The sequence below is a fragment of the Vibrio ziniensis genome (genome assembly GCF_011064285.1).
GTDB lineage: Bacteria > Pseudomonadota > Gammaproteobacteria > Enterobacterales > Vibrionaceae > Vibrio > Vibrio ziniensis.
This window is the reverse complement of sequence record NZ_CP049331.1, coordinates 49,599-65,714: the sequence shown is the minus strand read 5'-3', so window position 1 is coordinate 65,714 and position 16,116 is coordinate 49,599. Positions and strand designations below refer to the sequence as shown.

The 16,116-nt window shown below is 46.0% G+C and carries 7 protein-coding genes, 4 tRNA genes and 3 rRNA genes; 4 read left to right on the top strand and 10 right to left on the bottom strand.

Annotated elements, in window-relative coordinates; all coding sequences use genetic code 11:
- Positions 1-224: 224 nt before the first annotated feature.
- Complete coding sequence (gene rep / locus G5S32_RS00305; protein ID WP_165309961.1) at positions 225-2,240, bottom strand: DNA helicase Rep; 2,016 nt, start codon at positions 2,238-2,240, stop codon at positions 225-227.
- Positions 2,241-2,511: 271 nt separating this feature from the next.
- Here rep and G5S32_RS00300 point away from each other — a divergent pair, with 271 nt between their 5' ends.
- The 3 genes from G5S32_RS00300 (at position 2,512) to ubiK (ending at position 7,106) form a co-directional block, all read left to right on the top strand.
- Positions 2,512-3,618 carry an efflux RND transporter periplasmic adaptor subunit gene (locus G5S32_RS00300; RefSeq protein WP_165309960.1) on the top strand — a complete coding sequence of 369 codons (1,107 nt, stop codon included), beginning with the start codon at positions 2,512-2,514 and terminating at the stop codon, positions 3,616-3,618.
- Between the two features lie 11 nt (positions 3,619-3,629).
- The gene (locus tag G5S32_RS00295; RefSeq protein ID WP_165309959.1) at positions 3,630-6,737 is read left to right on the top strand and encodes a multidrug efflux RND transporter permease subunit; all 3,108 of its coding nucleotides are present in this window, start codon (positions 3,630-3,632) and stop codon (positions 6,735-6,737) included.
- Positions 6,738-6,854: 117 nt separating this feature from the next.
- Entirely contained in the window at positions 6,855-7,106 is a 252-nt protein-coding gene (gene ubiK, locus G5S32_RS00290) for a ubiquinone biosynthesis accessory factor UbiK (RefSeq protein ID WP_165309958.1), read from the top strand.
- Positions 7,107-7,247: 141 nt separating this feature from the next.
- Here ubiK and ilvC read toward each other — a convergent pair whose 3' ends face one another.
- Positions 7,248-8,732, bottom strand: coding sequence for a ketol-acid reductoisomerase (ilvC, locus tag G5S32_RS00285; RefSeq protein WP_165309957.1), 1,485 nt, complete (start codon positions 8,730-8,732; stop codon positions 7,248-7,250).
- Positions 8,733-8,882: 150 nt separating this feature from the next.
- On the opposite strand from ilvC, the gene ilvY reads away from it, so the two are divergent.
- A complete protein-coding gene (gene ilvY, locus G5S32_RS00280; protein ID WP_165309956.1) occupies positions 8,883-9,773 on the top strand; it encodes an HTH-type transcriptional activator IlvY in 891 nt (296 codons plus the stop codon).
- A gap of 3 nt (positions 9,774-9,776) precedes the next feature.
- Here ilvY and G5S32_RS00275 read toward each other — a convergent pair whose 3' ends face one another.
- The 8 genes from G5S32_RS00275 to G5S32_RS00240 all read right to left on the bottom strand — a co-directional run bounded on the left by G5S32_RS00275 (position 9,777) and on the right by G5S32_RS00240 (position 16,096).
- Complete coding sequence (locus G5S32_RS00275) at positions 9,777-10,313, bottom strand: porin family protein (protein WP_165309955.1); 537 nt, start codon at positions 10,311-10,313, stop codon at positions 9,777-9,779.
- A gap of 190 nt (positions 10,314-10,503) precedes the next feature.
- Positions 10,504-10,594: transfer RNA gene (locus G5S32_RS00270), tRNA-Ser, on the bottom strand.
- Between the two features lie 104 nt (positions 10,595-10,698).
- Positions 10,699-10,814: ribosomal RNA gene (gene rrf, locus G5S32_RS00265) — 5S ribosomal RNA — on the bottom strand.
- 91 nt (positions 10,815-10,905) lie between these two features.
- Positions 10,906-13,795: ribosomal RNA gene (locus tag G5S32_RS00260) — 23S ribosomal RNA — on the bottom strand.
- 397 nt (positions 13,796-14,192) lie between these two features.
- Positions 14,193-14,268: transfer RNA gene (locus G5S32_RS00255), tRNA-Val, on the bottom strand.
- Positions 14,269-14,298: 30 nt separating this feature from the next.
- Positions 14,299-14,374 (bottom strand) — tRNA-Lys (locus tag G5S32_RS00250).
- A gap of 37 nt (positions 14,375-14,411) precedes the next feature.
- A tRNA-Glu gene (locus tag G5S32_RS00245) sits at positions 14,412-14,487 on the bottom strand.
- Between the two features lie 66 nt (positions 14,488-14,553).
- Positions 14,554-16,096: ribosomal RNA gene (locus G5S32_RS00240) — 16S ribosomal RNA — on the bottom strand.
- The 16S, 23S and 5S rRNA genes sit together here with 4 tRNA genes alongside, the layout of an rRNA operon.
- Positions 16,097-16,116 lie beyond the last annotated feature (20 nt).

Here is a 16,116-nt window from a genome sequence, read left to right as displayed (position 1 = left end):
GTAAAAAGGGCTTGGTTTATACCAAGCCCTTTTTACTTCAGTGTTGCGCGTGTCATACCATCCTAGATAAAAAATATGATCAGACTGAGCATCGACGAGCAGCGAATGGGCGGCAAACGCAAACGCGCATTCATTCGTCCCTGAAGCTCCGCCGAGCCATCCATGGCTCGGAGGGTTTGCTTATCGACGCCCATTCACTGATCAGGAAATTTTCCAGAATGGTATCACTTCTTAAACATAGCTCTTAAGTTCGCAATATGTGCCTGCCCTTTCGCCATTCGCTCTTCTGCCGTTTGTGGTTTTTTCTGGCTTTCCCATTCCACATCATCGAACGGGAGTTCATCCAAGAAACGGCTTTGAGTTGGTTTAATCAACTCACCAAACTGGCGACGCTCTTTACACATAATAAAGGTTAGCTCTCGCTGCGCACGCGTAATACCCACATACATTAAGCGACGCTCTTCATCTACATTATCTTCATCAATACTGGTTTGATGAGGCAATATCCCCTCTTCCGTTCCCAGCAGATAGACGTAAGGAAATTCCAAACCTTTAGATGCGTGCAATGTCATTAGTTGAACAGCATCACTGTCATCATTGTCTTCACCGCGCTCCATCATGTCTCGTAGCGTAAGTCGCTGAACCACTTCTTTAAGCGTTTTCTCTTCTTTATCGGGATTATCACCTTCTAAATCAGCCACAATCCAAGAATAAAGATCAGAGACGTTCTTCATTCGCATCTCCGCTGCTTTTGGACTTGCAGAGGTTTCGTATAACCAATCTTCATAATTGATATCACGAACCAGCGAGCGCACCGCCTCAACCGTATTGCCGCGCTCTGCATTATCAGCAATCGCCACCAGCCATTGAGTGAATCGACGTAAGTTTTCCAAACCTCGCCCTGAGAGGTGCTGTTCTAGACCTAATTCGAAGCTGGCTTCAAACAAACTTTTGCCTCGCATGTTGGCGTAGCTGCCAAGTTTTTCTAGCGTCACAGGGCCAATCTCACGGCGAGGCGTGTTAACAATACGTAAGAAAGCATTGTCATCATCTGGGTTCACCAATATGCGCAGATACGCCATGATGTCTTTGATTTCTGCACGAGCGAAAAAAGACGTACCACCAGAAATTTTGTACGGCACTCGGTTCTGCATCAGATATTTTTCAATCAAACGCGACTGATGGTTACCACGATACAAAATTGAATAATCTCGGTATTCGGTTCTATTTAAGAATTTATGGGCAATGATTTCCGCGGTTACACGTTCTGCTTCGTGCTCATCATTTTTCGCCAAAATTACCTTTAACTTTTCCCCATCAGGAATTTCAGAGAATAGTGATTTTTCGTACACGTGCGGGTTATTGGCAATCAAGATGTTCGCAGCGCGAAGAATTCGGCTGGTTGAGCGATAGTTTTGCTCCAGCTTAATCAATTTTAAGTTGGGAAAATCTTTGCCAAGTAGCACTAGGTTTTGTGGTTTAGCTCCACGCCATGAGTAGATTGACTGGTCATCATCACCTACAACAGTTAATCGCGCGCGTTCACCCACTAGCAATTTCACCAGTTCATATTGGCTGGAGTTGGTATCTTGATATTCATCGACTAACAAATAGCGAATGCGATTTTGCCAGCGTTGACGAACTTCTTCATTGCCATGCAGAAGCATTACCGGCATTAGAATGAGATCGTCAAAATCGAGAGCGTTATAAGCACGCATTTGGGTCTGATACATTTCAAAACAGAAGGCAAACAGTTGCATTTGCTCACCCTGAGCAATCGCTTTGGCTTGCGCAGGGCTAATCATGTCATTTTTCCAGTTAGAGATAGTGCTCAATAACTGACGTAATAAGTCCTTATCACCGTCTAACTGTTTTTCTGTCAGCTCTTTCAGTAACGCCAGTTGATCTTGGTCGTCAAAGAGTGAAAAGCCCGCTTTTAAACCAAGATGTTTATACTCACGACGAATGATATTCAAACCTAAGGTGTGGAAGGTCGAAACCATCAACCCTCTTGATTCTTGGCGCCCGAGAGTTTGACCAACACGCTCTTTCATTTCACGAGCAGCTTTATTAGTAAATGTTACCGCTGCGATATTGCGGGCTTTGTAACCACATTGCTGAACTAAATAGGCTATTTTGTTCGTGATTACACGAGTTTTACCTGAACCTGCACCCGCTAAAACCAAGCATGGGCCAGATACATACTTTACGGCTTCGTCTTGTCTTGGGTTCAGCTTCATAGTGTTCTCGAGTCGATAAATAAAGGCCGCTTATGATAATCCGCATAAGCGATGAATTCCAACAAAGTTAAAAGTGTAACCAATTGTCATTTTATTGCACAACTGTATTGCAAAATCGATACGTCGTTGCGCATAATACCGCCAAATAATTAATTTACATTTCCCCGAGGAAGGTCACTTTCTCGGGTTTACTCGTTAGCAAACGTGTTTGATGGATTAATTTATCTACAATTAATCGTCAAACCAATACGAACTTGGAGCTCGGATCCGAATGAAAAAGTGGACCTTTTTTATGTTACTGATCGCAACACTGCTTTTTGGCAGCGTGATCGGTTTCAATTTATTCAAACAACAGAAAATCGCCGAGTATATGGCAAACCGTCCTGAACCAGACTTTCCTGTTACGGTCACTGAAGTCACGGCTAATGATTGGACGCCAGTCATCGAAGCCATCGGTTTCATCGAGCCAAACCAAGGTGTGACGTTAACAACGGAAACCAGCGGTGTTATTGACAAGATCGCTTTTGAATCTGGTACTCAAGTATCGGTTGGTCAACCTTTAGTGTTGTTGGATTCAAAAGTAGAAGCCGCAAACCTGAAAAGTACCAAAGCTCGTCTTCCTGCGGCGGAAGCAAAATACAAACGCTACAAAGGTCTGTACACGAAAGGGTCAATTTCTAAAGAATCTTATGATGAAGCTGAAGCAAACTTCTTGTCGCTATCTGCTGATATTGAAAGTTTAAAAGCCTCCATTGAGCGTCGTGAAATCAAAGCTCCGTTTGCAGGTGTCGTAGGTATCCGCAACGTTTATCTCGGTCAATACCTTCAACCAGGTACAGACATCGTTCGCCTAGAAGACACTAGCATAATGCGTCTGCGTTTTACCGTTTCTCAAACCGACATTTCTCGAATTTCGTTAGGACAAGAAGTCGATATCTTTGTTGATGCTTACCCTACATCACCGTTCAGAGGTTCTATCACAGCGATTGAACCAGCTGTCAGTGTGCAAAGTGGCTTGATTCAAGTTCAAGCAGACATTCCAAACAACGATGGTCTATTGCGTAGTGGTATGTTTGCTCGTGCACACATCATCCTGCCTAAGCTTGTTGACCAAGTTATCGTTCCTCAAACCGCAATTACCTTTACTCTTTATGGCGACAACGTCTATGTGATGAAAAACGTTGAAGGTGTAGAACGAGTAGAACAGCGAGTAGTAAAAGTTGGCGAACGCAAAGGTGCTGATGCCCATATTCTTAGCGGCCTAGAGATTGGTGACATAGTGATCACGTCAGGACAAGTCCGTCTGAGTAACAACGCAAAAGTTCGTGTAGTAGAAAGTAATGCCACTACTCCACCAGCTAAGACACCTAAGCTGTAATTGGAGGAACTATGCGCTTCACTGATGTTTTTATAAAACGTCCAGTTCTTGCGGTATCGATCAGCTTTTTGATCGCATTGCTTGGCTTACAAGCAATGTTCAAAATGCAGGTCAATGAATACCCAGAAATGACAAATACGGTAGTAACGGTTTCAACCAGTTACTATGGCGCGAGTGCAGATTTAATCCAGGGATTTATCACTCAACCTTTGGAGCAAGCTGTCGCTCAAGCCGATAATATTGACTATATGACTTCATCATCTGTTTTGGGTAAATCGACCATTACCGTGACGATGAAACTGAACACAGACCCAAATGCTGCTCTGGCGGATATCCTGGCCAAAACCAACTCCGTTCGTTCTCAGTTACCAAAAGAGTCTGAAGACCCTTCAGTAACCATGTCGACCGGTTCGACAACGGCCGTTCTTTACATTGGTTTTACCAGTGAAGAATTAGCCTCAAGCCAAATCACAGATTATCTAGAACGCGTAATCAACCCACAGTTATTTACTGTTAATGGTGTATCTAAAGTTGACCTGTATGGTGGCATGAAATACGCGCTACGTATTTGGTTAGATCCAGCCAAAATGGCTGCATTGAACTTAACAGCTACCGATGTGATGAGCGTCTTAAGCGCTAACAACTATCAATCGGCGACAGGTCAGGCGATTGGTGAATTTGTTTTGTACAACGGTAGTGCGGACACTCAGGTTTCAACCGTTGGTGAATTGGAAAACCTTGTTGTACGAACAGGCGAAGGCTCTGTTATTCGCTTAAGCGATATAGCTAAAGTGACGATGGAAAAAAGCCATGACGTCTACAGAGCAACCGCTGATGGTAAAGAAGCGGTCGTCACTGCGATAAACGCGGCACCGAGCGCAAACCCTATCAACATCGCAGCCGATGTTTTAGATCTGTTACCCCAACTGGAAAGCAACTTGCCAAGCAATATCAAAATGGAAGTGCTTTATGACTCAACAGTCTCTATTAATGAATCCATTCAAGAAGTTATTAAAACCATCTTGGAGGCTGCATTAATCGTACTGGTTGTAATTACTCTATTTCTAGGCTCTTTCCGCGCAGTATTAATCCCTATCATCACCATACCACTGTCTCTGATTGGTGTGGCGATGGCAATGCAGGCCATGGGTTTTTCGTGGAACCTAATGACACTGCTAGCAATGGTGCTGGCGATCGGCTTAGTAGTGGACGATGCGATCGTTGTACTCGAGAACGTTGACCGCCATATTAAGCTGGGTGAATCACCATTCCGTGCGGCTATTATCGGTACTCGCGAAATTGCGGTTCCGGTTATCGCAATGACACTGACGTTGGGTGCGGTTTATGCGCCAATCGCAATGATGGGGGGTATCACAGGTTCCTTGTTTAAAGAATTTGCGCTAACCCTAGCGGGAGCAGTATTCGTTTCCGGTATTATTGCATTAACACTGTCGCCAATGATGTGTTCGAAAATGCTGAAAGCCAACGAAGCGCCAAGTAAATTCGAGCAGAAAGTTCACAATGTTCTTGATGGTATGACAGAGCGTTACGCAAAGATGCTTGCGGCGGTTATGCAACATCGTCCAGTGATTATTGGCTTCGCATTCATCGTATTCGCAAGCTTACCGATGCTGTTTAAGTTCATTCCTAGTGAACTCGCACCTTCAGAAGATAAAGGTGCGGTGATGATGATAGGTACAGGCCCATCAAATGCGAACCTAGACTACCTATCAAATACCATGGCAGAGGTAAACCGAACATTAGAGCAATTAGACGAAGTGGATTACACCCAAGCATTTACAGGTGTTCCAAACTCGAATCAGGCATTTGGTATTGCATCGTTAGTACCATGGAGTGAGCGTGACTTGAGCCAGTCTGAAATTGCAAACCGTCTCGGTACATTACTAAAAGATATCCCTGGGATGTCAATTACCGCATTCCAGATGCCTGAACTACCAGGTGCGGGTTCTGGTCTACCTATTCAGTTTGTAATTACGACACCAAACAGCTTTGAAAGCTTGTTTACCGTTGCTAGCGACATTCTGGCTGAAGCATCGGTAAGCCCACTGTTGGTGTACTCAACGTTGGATTTAAATTTTGATTCAGCGACGATGAAAATCAACATCGACAAAGACAAAGCCGGTGTATATGGCGTTACCATGCAAGACATCGGTATCACGCTAGGTACTATGATGGCGGACGGTTACGTAAACCGTATTGACCTTGATGGTCGCTCATACGAAGTGATCCCACAGGTTGAACGTAAATACCGTCTAAACCCTGAATCGATGAAGAACTATTTTGTGCGAGCGGCCGACGGTAAAGCAGTACCTCTTGGTAGTTTAATTTCTGTCGATGTAGTAGCAGAACCTCGTTCACTACCACACTTCAACCAGCTTAACTCAGCGACTATCGGCGCCGTTCCTATGCCAGGAACCGCAATGGGTGACGCAATCAACTGGTTTGAAAATATGGCGGAAACGAAACTGCCAGCGGGTTATAACCATGACTACATGGGTGAAGCTCGCCAGTATGTAACAGAGGGAAGTGCGCTTTACGCAACATTTGGTTTAGCTCTAGCAATAATCTTCTTGGTTCTGGCAATTCAGTTTGAATCGGTAAAAGATCCACTGGTTATCATGGTATCTGTACCACTAGCGATCTGTGGCGCGCTTATCACGCTAGCTTGGGGCGCTGCAACCATGAATATCTACTCTCAGGTAGGGTTGATCACACTGGTTGGCCTTATCACTAAGCATGGCATTTTGATCTGTGAAGTAGCTAAAGAAGAACAGCTACACAATAAAAAATCCCGTATTGAAGCGGTCACTGAAGCGGCTAAAGTTCGTTTGAGACCAATTCTGATGACAACAGCAGCGATGATCGCAGGCTTGATTCCACTGATGTACTCTACTGGTGCTGGTGCCGCTCAACGCTTTAGCATCGGCGTCGTTATCGTATCAGGACTGGCGATTGGTACTTTGTTTACCCTGTTCGTACTACCAGTGATTTATAGTTACTTAGCGGAGAAACACAAACCGCTGCCTGTATTTGTGGAAGAAGAAGAACTTGAAGCTCTAGAGCGTTTTGATAAAGAGCAGCAAGCTAGCCACAACTAACGCACATTGTTTGAATCACAAAAAGGTCACATCTGTGGCCTTTTTTATTACTGCAATTAACGACTTTTAGGTGTGAATTGAATAGAATGTTCGACATAAAGATAGGAGAGAAACCCGATGTTTGACCCAAAGAAACTCGAGCAAATTGCTAAGCAAATTCACGAATCAATGCCTCAACCGGTCAAAGAGCTGGGTGCTGACGTTGAACAGAAAGTTCGCCAAGTTATCCAAGGCCAGCTTAACAAACTAGACGTAGTGAGCCGTGAAGAGTTTGATGTACAAACTCAAGTGCTGCTTCGTACCCGCCAAAAACTGACGGAGATGGAGCAAAAATTGGCGGAACTAGAAAGCAAGATCGCTGCTAAGTAATTTCATTATCCGATAAACAGTAAAAGGGCTGAGTCTTACGACCCAGCCCTTTTTGTTCTTGTTGTGTTTGCTTTTATATTAATTGTGGTAACGCTATGCCAGCCTTTGAGTTTTTAGTGTTTGGCTGGCATTGACCTTATATTAGTCACCTACCGCGATGCGCTTCATGTCTTTCATGTAGCCACGTAGCTCTTCACCGATGTATTCCACAGGGTGGTTACGGATGATGCTGTTCACTTCAATAAGTTTCGCGTTATCTACTTGGTTAGACACTTCGCCTAGACCTTTACCGATTACGTCAGTACCTACGTTTGGCATGAACTTCTCGCGTAGTAGAGGCGTTGCAACGTTAGCGAATAGGTAGTTGCCGTATTCTGCAGTATCAGAGATAACTACGTTCATTTCGTATAGACGCTTACGAGCAACAGTGTTCGCAATTAGTGGTAGCTCATGTAGAGATTCGTAGTAAGCAGACTCGTCGATAATGCCTGATGCAGTCATCGCTTCGAATGCCAATTCAACCCCAGCACGTACCATTGCAATCATAAGGATACCGTTGTCGAAGTATTCTTGTTCGCTGATTTTCGCATCTGATGTTGGGTAGTTTTCGAATGCAGTTTCTGCAGTCTCTGCACGCCAGCCTAGTAGGTTCGCGTCATCATTTGCCCAGTCAGCCATCATAGTGCTAGAGAAGTGACCAGAGATGATGTCATCCATGTGCTTGTTGTACAGTGGACGCATAAGCTCTTTTAGCTCTTCAGAAAGCTCAAATGCTTTAATTTTCGCTGGGTTAGATAGACGGTCCATCATGTGAGTGATACCACCGAACTTCAATGCTTCAGTAATAGTTTCCCAACCGTATTGAAGTAGACGGCCTGCGTAACCAGCGTCGATGCCTTCAGCAATCATTTTCTCATAACAAACGATAGAGCCAGCTTGCAACATACCACATAGGATAGTTTGCTCACCCATTAGGTCAGATTTAACTTCTGCGACGAATGAAGACTCTAGACAGCCAGCACGGTGACCACCTGTTGCTGCAGCCCAAGCTTTAGCGATATCCCAACCTTCACCTTTAGGGTCATTTTCTGGGTGAACTGCGATTAGAGTAGGAACACCGAAACCACGTTTGTATTCTTCACGGACTTCAGTACCTGGACACTTAGGCGCAACCATTACAACGGTAATGTCTTTACGAACTTGCATACCTTCTTCAACGATGTTGAAGCCATGTGAGTAACCTAGCGCTGCACCTTCTTTCATTAGAGGCATTATAGTTTGAACAACGTTTGTATGTTGTTTATCTGGAGTTAGGTTTACTACTAGGTCAGCTTGAGGGATAAGATCTTCATAGCTGCCAACATTGAAGCCGTTGTCTTTTGCATTTTTGTACGATTGACGCTTTTCATCAATCGCTGCTTGGCGAAGTGCGTAAGAAACGTCTAGGCCAGAATCACGCATGTTTAGACCTTGGTTAAGGCCTTGAGCACCACAACCTACGATGACCACTTTTTTACCTTTTAGGTAATCTGCTTCTGTTGCAAATTCTTCGCGGTCCATGAAACGACAACGACCCAATTGATCAAGTTGTTCGCGTAGGTTTAGAGTATTGAAATAGTTAGCCATTGAGGTGCTCCTAAAATTATCTGTCCGTAAGGTCGGTGGCTCTGCACCGAATAAGTTCATACTAAAACAGACATTTAATTGCTGAAAGTGATATATTCACAATTAGTCATTGCAATAAATGCAACGTGTCATAAGGGCTGTTGACTTCATATGAATATAAAAACCATCAAATTGTTTCTCGATATCTGTGACAGCAAGAATTTCAGTAAGTCAGCGACATCAATGCATGTCAGCCCTTCAGCATTAAGTCGGCAAATACAAAAGCTGGAAGATGAAATCGGGCATCCTTTGTTTATCCGAGACAATAGAAGCGTGGAACTCACACCCGCTGGTGAAAAGCTGCTACCTGTTGCGATCAAAATGGTGCACGACTGGACACAATTTCAGTCCCAAATTAACGCTCAAGATCATGTACTTAAAGGTGAGATTCGTCTCTTCTGTTCAGTGACAGCAAGTTACAGCCATCTTCCACAGCTACTAAGCTCATTCCGACTTAAACATCCATTTATTGAATTTAAGTTGCTTACTGGCGATCCTGCACAAGCGATCGATAAGATTCTCAATGATGAAGCAGACATTGCGATTTCCGCAATGCCAGAAAGTCTGCCGTCGAAAGTAGAATTCACCACTATCAGCGAAATACCGCTTTCAGTCATTGCACCTTTAGGTATCAGCAGTTGGGTAGAGGAAGTACACAAAGAAAAGCCAGATTGGAGCCAGATTCCTTTTATTGTTCCTGAATCAGGTACTGCGCGAGATAGGGCAAATACTTGGTTTAAGAAAATGAAAATCAAACCGAGTATCTATGCACAGATTGCTGGCCATGAGGCGATTGTCAGTATGGTGGCACTTGGGTGTGGCGTAGGTATCGCACCAGATGTTGTGATCAACAACAGCCCAGTGCGAGACAGTATTCAGCGCTTGTCGTTTTCTCCAATTAAACCATTTCAACTTGGAGTCTGTTGCCGACGTTCGCAATTGGATAACCCATTAGTAAAGGCATTATGGGAACTGGCTGAGGGAACGTTTATTTCTCAATAAGTCTTAAAAAGGGTAGATAGAGATACCGAAGCTAACACCGCCAGATAGTATTCCTGAAGATGCAATTAACTCATCGTTGCTTTCAACTTGAACGCCCTGTAATGACAGGGTGTATCCTAGGGTTAATTCAACATAGCTGTTTAAACGATAATCTAAACCCAATCCGCCAGTGAAACCCAGTATATCAAGCTTTGATATTTCAGTTTCTTCCTTACCCATTCCAACTCCAAGGCTCAAATAAGGTACAAAGCGGTGATTATCAATGGCCCATTCATGGATGCTGCGCTTGTAAGTCAGAGACGTATAAGAATTGAGATCCTGATGACTAATAATGAACTTACTATTCTCATCGACTTTATAGCCAAGAGATACCACTGGTGATGCTTCGGCCTCCAACTCAACATCATCGTCTGATGAATACCATGTATTGTCCCAATGATACCCAACACCTACAAATAGCATACTGAAATCCTCGCTATCGTTAAATGCCAGCACCATAGTGCTGATGGGAAGCAGCAGTAACGCTAAATATTTATTCACAAGAAAACCTCTACATCTCTATTTACGTGCTAGAGCCAGTATTGGCATAGACAACAACGCATAGAGTTATTACGGCAATTTGAACGTGAATATTTCAATATTTATAAATGCAGGAACGACGAAACTCTGTTTCGAAGTCTAAATCGTAGAAAATAAAAAACCCGCTGAATCATCAGCGGGTTTTCTAATGTGGCGGAGAGATAGGGATTTGAACCCTAGGATAGCTATTAACCATCGCCGGTTTTCAAGACCGGTGCTTTCAACCACTCAGCCATCTCTCCACAAATTGTCATCGTCAGATTAGTACACTGATGATGTGTTACTCGTACAACAAGTAACTTTACCTTTTTGTCTTCACTTTTTAAAAAAGTGAATGAAAATTAAAGCCTGGCGATGTCCTACTCTCACATGGGGAGACCCCACACTACCATCGGCGCTAATTCGTTTCACTTCTGAGTTCGGCATGGAATCAGGTGGGTCCAAATCGCTATGGTCGCCAAGCAAATTTGTTTAATTCGGAAAGCTGTTTAGTGTTCTCTACACATTCAATTCTGCTCTTGCTTTGAGTCCATCAAAACCCCTTGGGTGTTGTATGGTTAAGCCTCACGGGCAATTAGTACAGGTTAGCTCAATGCCTCACAGCACTTACACACCCTGCCTATCAACGTTCTAGTCTCGAACAACCCTTTAGGACACTTAAAGTGCCAGGGAGAACTCATCTCAGGGCTTGCTTCCCGCTTAGATGCTTTCAGCGGTTATCAATTCCGAACTTAGCTACCGGGCAATGCTACTGGCGTAACAACCCGAACACCAGAGGTTCGTCCACTCCGGTCCTCTCGTACTAGGAGCAGCCCCCTTCAATTCTCCAACGCCCACGGCAGATAGGGACCGAACTGTCTCACGACGTTCTAAACCCAGCTCGCGTACCACTTTAAATGGCGAACAGCCATACCCTTGGGACCGACTTCAGCCCCAGGATGTGATGAGCCGACATCGAGGTGCCAAACACCGCCGTCGATATGAACTCTTGGGCGGTATCAGCCTGTTATCCCCGGAGTACCTTTTATCCGTTGAGCGATGGCCCTTCCATTCAGAACCACCGGATCACTATGACCTGCTTTCGCACCTGCTCGAATTGTCATTCTCGCAGTCAAGCGGGCTTATGCCATTGCACTAACCACACGATGTCCAACCGTGTTTAGCCCACCTTCGTGCTCCTCCGTTACTCTTTGGGAGGAGACCGCCCCAGTCAAACTACCCACCAGGCACTGTCCTCGACCCGGATAACGGGTCTGAGTTAGAACATCAAACATACAAGGGTGGTATTTCAAGGACGGCTCCACACAAACTAGCGTCTGCGCTTCAAAGCCTCCCACCTATCCTACACATGTAGGTTCAATGTTCAGTGCCAAGCTGTAGTAAAGGTTCACGGGGTCTTTCCGTCTAGCCGCGGGTACACTGCATCTTCACAGCGATTTCAATTTCACTGAGTCTCGGGTGGAGACAGCGTGGCCATCATTACGCCATTCGTGCAGGTCGGAACTTACCCGACAAGGAATTTCGCTACCTTAGGACCGTTATAGTTACGGCCGCCGTTTACCGGGGCTTCGATCAAGAGCTTCGCGTTACCGCTAACCCCATCAATTAACCTTCCGGCACCGGGCAGGCGTCACACCGTATACGTCATCTTACGATTTTGCACAGTGCTGTGTTTTTAATAAACAGTTGCAGCCACCTGGTATCTGCGACTCTCATCAGCTCCATCCGCGAGGGACTTCACCGTCAAGAGCGTACCTTCTCCCGAAGTTACGGTACCATTTTGCCTAGTTCCTTCACCCGAGTTCTCTCAAGCGCCTTGGTATTCTCTACCCGACCACCTGTGTCGGTTTGGGGTACGATTCCTTACAATCTGAAGCTTAGAGGCTTTTCCTGGAAGCATGGCATCAATGACTTCACTACCGTAGTAGCTCGACATCGTGTCTCAGCCTTAAAGAGAGCCGGATTTACCTAACCCTCAAGCCTACGCACTTGAACCTGGACAACCGTCGCCAGGCCCACCTAGCCTTCTCCGTCCCCCCATCGCAATTGTAAGAAGTACGGGAATATTAACCCGTTTCCCATCGACTACGCCTTTCGGCCTCGCCTTAGGGGTCGACTCACCCTGCCCCGATTAACGTTGGACAGGAACCCTTGGTCTTCCGGCGAGGAGGTTTTTCACCCCCTTTATCGTTACTCATGTCAGCATTCGCACTTCTGATACCTCCAGCATGCTTTACAACACACCTTCAACGGCTTACAGAACGCTCCCCTACCCAATATCCTAAAGGATATTGCCGCAGCTTCGGTTTACTACTTAGCCCCGTTACATCTTCCGCGCAGGCCGACTCGACTAGTGAGCTATTACGCTTTCTTTAAATGATGGCTGCTTCTAAGCCAACATCCTAGCTGTCTGAGCCTTCCCACATCGTTTCCCACTTAGTAGTAATTTGGGACCTTAGCTGGCGGTCTGGGTTGTTTCCCTCTCCACGACGGACGTTAGCACCCGCCGTGTGTCTCCCGGATAGTACTTACTGGTATTCGGAGTTTGCAAAGGGTTGGTAAGTCGGGATGACCCCCTAGCCTTAACAGTGCTCTACCCCCAGTAGTATTCGTCCGAGGCGCTACCTAAATAGCTTTCGGGGAGAACCAGCTATCTCCGAGTTTGATTGGCCTTTCACCCCTAGCCACAAGTCATCCGCTAATTTTTCAACATTAGTCGGTTCGGTCCTCCAGTTGATGTTACTCAACCTTCAACCTGCCCATGGCTAGATCACTCGGTTTCGGGTCTATATCCAGAGACTAAACGCCCAGTTAAGACTCGGTTTCCCTACGGCTCCCCTATACGGTTAACCTTGCCACTGAATATAAGTCGCTGACCCATTATACAAAAGGTACGCAGTCACCCCACGAAGAGGCTCCTACTGCTTGTACGTACACGGTTTCAGGTTCTATTTCACTCCCCTCACAGGGGTTCTTTTCGCCTTTCCCTCACGGTACTGGTTCACTATCGGTCAGTCAGGAGTATTTAGCCTTGGAGGATGGTCCCCCCATATTCAAACAGGATATCACGTGTCCCGCCTTACTCGTTTTCACTTAAAATGACATGTCGGTTACGGGGCTATCACCCTGTATCGCGGCACTTTCCAGAGCCTTCACCTGTGTCATTAAAAGCTTAAGGGCTAATCCAATTTCGCTCGCCGCTACTTTCGGAATCTCAATTGATTTCTTTTCCTCGGGGTACTTAGATGTTTCAGTTCTCCCGGTTCGCCTCATTAACCTATGTATTCAGTTAATGATACGTGCTTATGCACGTGGGTTTCCCCATTCGGAAATCGTAGACTCAAGCGGCTTTTACTGCCTAATCTACGCTTATCGCAAGTTAATACGTCCTTCATCGCCTCTGACTGCCAAGGCATCCACCGTGTACGCTTAGTCACTTAACCATACAACCCCAAGAGGTCTTTATGTATGGCAAACAACCAAGGTTTAGTTGTCTCTCATTATTTGAATGAGCGAGAGACATTCGATTTTGCCGGACTCAAATAACTCTTTGTTTCCGCTTTTTATAAAAAAGCAGAGGCAAAAAGTGGACTTTCGTCACTTCCAAGAACACTTGAATGTGTATTGGTACCTAATCACTCTTTATTAAGAGAAATTAGGATTTGAGAACTTTTAATAAATAACAATTCAATCAAAAATTGTTATTTGTCAGCTTTCCAAATTGTTAAAGAGCAAAGTGTCATCTAAAACACTTTTTAAGGATTCTCGTCGTCAAAAGTCCGAACCACATACCTTTTATTGAAGTGGTTTGGATTTCATTATCCAAAAATGCTTAAAGAGTGGTGGGCGATACCGGGTTCGAACCAGTGACCCCCTGCTTGTAAGGCAGGTGCTCTCCCAACTGAGCTAATCGCCCACATAAGTTTGAATTCTTCGTGGAGAAGAATGGTGGGTCGTGCAGGATTCGAACCTGCGACCAATTGATTAAAAGTCAACTGCTCTACCAACTGAGCTAACGACCCCCTTTTATTCCCTTTCTTTACGAAAAAGAAGTGGAATTGGTATCCCGTAGGGGAGTCGAACCCCTGTTACCGCCGTGAAAGGGCGGTGTCCTAGGCCTCTAGACGAACGGGACACTAAGATACTCTTACTTTCTAAACCTAATCAATCTGTGTGGACACTCATCAAGAGAATCTTTACGTAAGGAGGTGATCCAGCGCCAGGTTCCCCTAGCGCTACCTTGTTACGACTTCACCCCAGTCATGAACCACAAAGTGGCAAGCGTCCTCCCGAAGGTTAAACTACCTGCTTCTTTTGCAGCCCACTCCCATGGTGTGACGGGCGGTGTGTACAAGGCCCGGGAACGTATTCACCGTGACATTCTGATTCACGATTACTAGCGATTCCGACTTCATGGAGTCGAGTTGCAGACTCCAATCCGGACTACGACGCACTTTTTGGGATTCGCTTACTCTCGCAAGTTCGCTGCCCTCTGTATGCGCCATTGTAGCACGTGTGTAGCCCTACTCGTAAGGGCCATGATGACTTGACGTCGTCCCCACCTTCCTCCGGTTTATCACCGGCAGTCTCCCTGGAGTTCCCGACATTACTCGCTGGCAAACAAGGATAAGGGTTGCGCTCGTTGCGGGACTTAACCCAACATTTCACAACACGAGCTGACGACAGCCATGCAGCACCTGTCTCAGAGTTCCCGAAGGCACATCAACGTCTCCGTCGACTTCTCTGGATGTCAAGAGTAGGTAAGGTTCTTCGCGTTGCATCGAATTAAACCACATGCTCCACCGCTTGTGCGGGCCCCCGTCAATTCATTTGAGTTTTAATCTTGCGACCGTACTCCCCAGGCGGTCTACTTAACGCGTTAGCTCCGAAAGCCACGGCTCAAGGCCACAACCTCCAAGTAGACATCGTTTACGGCGTGGACTACCAGGGTATCTAATCCTGTTTGCTCCCCACGCTTTCGCATCTGAGTGTCAGTATCTGTCCAGGGGGCCGCCTTCGCCACCGGTATTCCTTCAGATCTCTACGCATTTCACCGCTACACCTGAAATTCTACCCCCCTCTACAGTACTCTAGCTTGACAGTTTCAAATGCTATTCCGAGGTTGAGCCCCGGGCTTTCACATCTGACTTAACAAACCACCTGCATGCGCTTTACGCCCAGTAATTCCGATTAACGCTCGCACCCTCCGTATTACCGCGGCTGCTGGCACGGAGTTAGCCGGTGCTTCTTCTGTAAGTAACGTCAAACAATGCCGCTATTAACGACACTGCCTTCCTCCCTACTGAAAGTGCTTTACAACCCGAAGGCCTTCTTCACACACGCGGCATGGCTGCATCAGGCTTGCGCCCATTGTGCAATATTCCCCACTGCTGCCTCCCGTAGGAGTCTGGACCGTGTCTCAGTTCCAGTGTGGCTGATCATCCTCTCAGACCAGCTAGGGATCGTCGCCTTGGTGAGCCCTTACCTCACCAACTAGCTAATCCCACCTAGGCATATCCTGACGCGAGAGGCCCGAAGGTCCCCCTCTTTGGCCCGTAGGCATCATGCGGTATTAGCTATCGTTTCCAATAGTTATCCCCCACATCAGGGCAATTTCCTAGGCATTACTCACCCGTCCGCCGCTCGCCACCCAAGGAACAAGTTCCCCTGTGCTGCCGCTCGACTTGCATGTGTTAGGCCTGCCGCCAGCGTTCAATCTGAGCCATGATCAAACTCTTCAATTTAAGATTTTGTCGACTCAACG

Coding starts and splice junctions, on each gene's coding strand:
- rep (WP_165309961.1), bottom strand. CDS start 2,240: ATGAAGCTGAACCCAAGACAAGACGAAGCCGTAAAGTATGTATCTGGC.
- ilvY (WP_165309956.1), top strand. CDS start 8,883: ATGAATATAAAAACCATCAAATTGTTTCTCGATATCTGTGACAGCAAG.
- G5S32_RS00300 (WP_165309960.1), top strand. CDS start 2,512: ATGAAAAAGTGGACCTTTTTTATGTTACTGATCGCAACACTGCTTTTT.
- G5S32_RS00295 (WP_165309959.1), top strand. CDS start 3,630: ATGCGCTTCACTGATGTTTTTATAAAACGTCCAGTTCTTGCGGTATCG.
- ilvC (WP_165309957.1), bottom strand. CDS start 8,732: ATGGCTAACTATTTCAATACTCTAAACCTACGCGAACAACTTGATCAA.
- ubiK (WP_165309958.1), top strand. CDS start 6,855: ATGTTTGACCCAAAGAAACTCGAGCAAATTGCTAAGCAAATTCACGAA.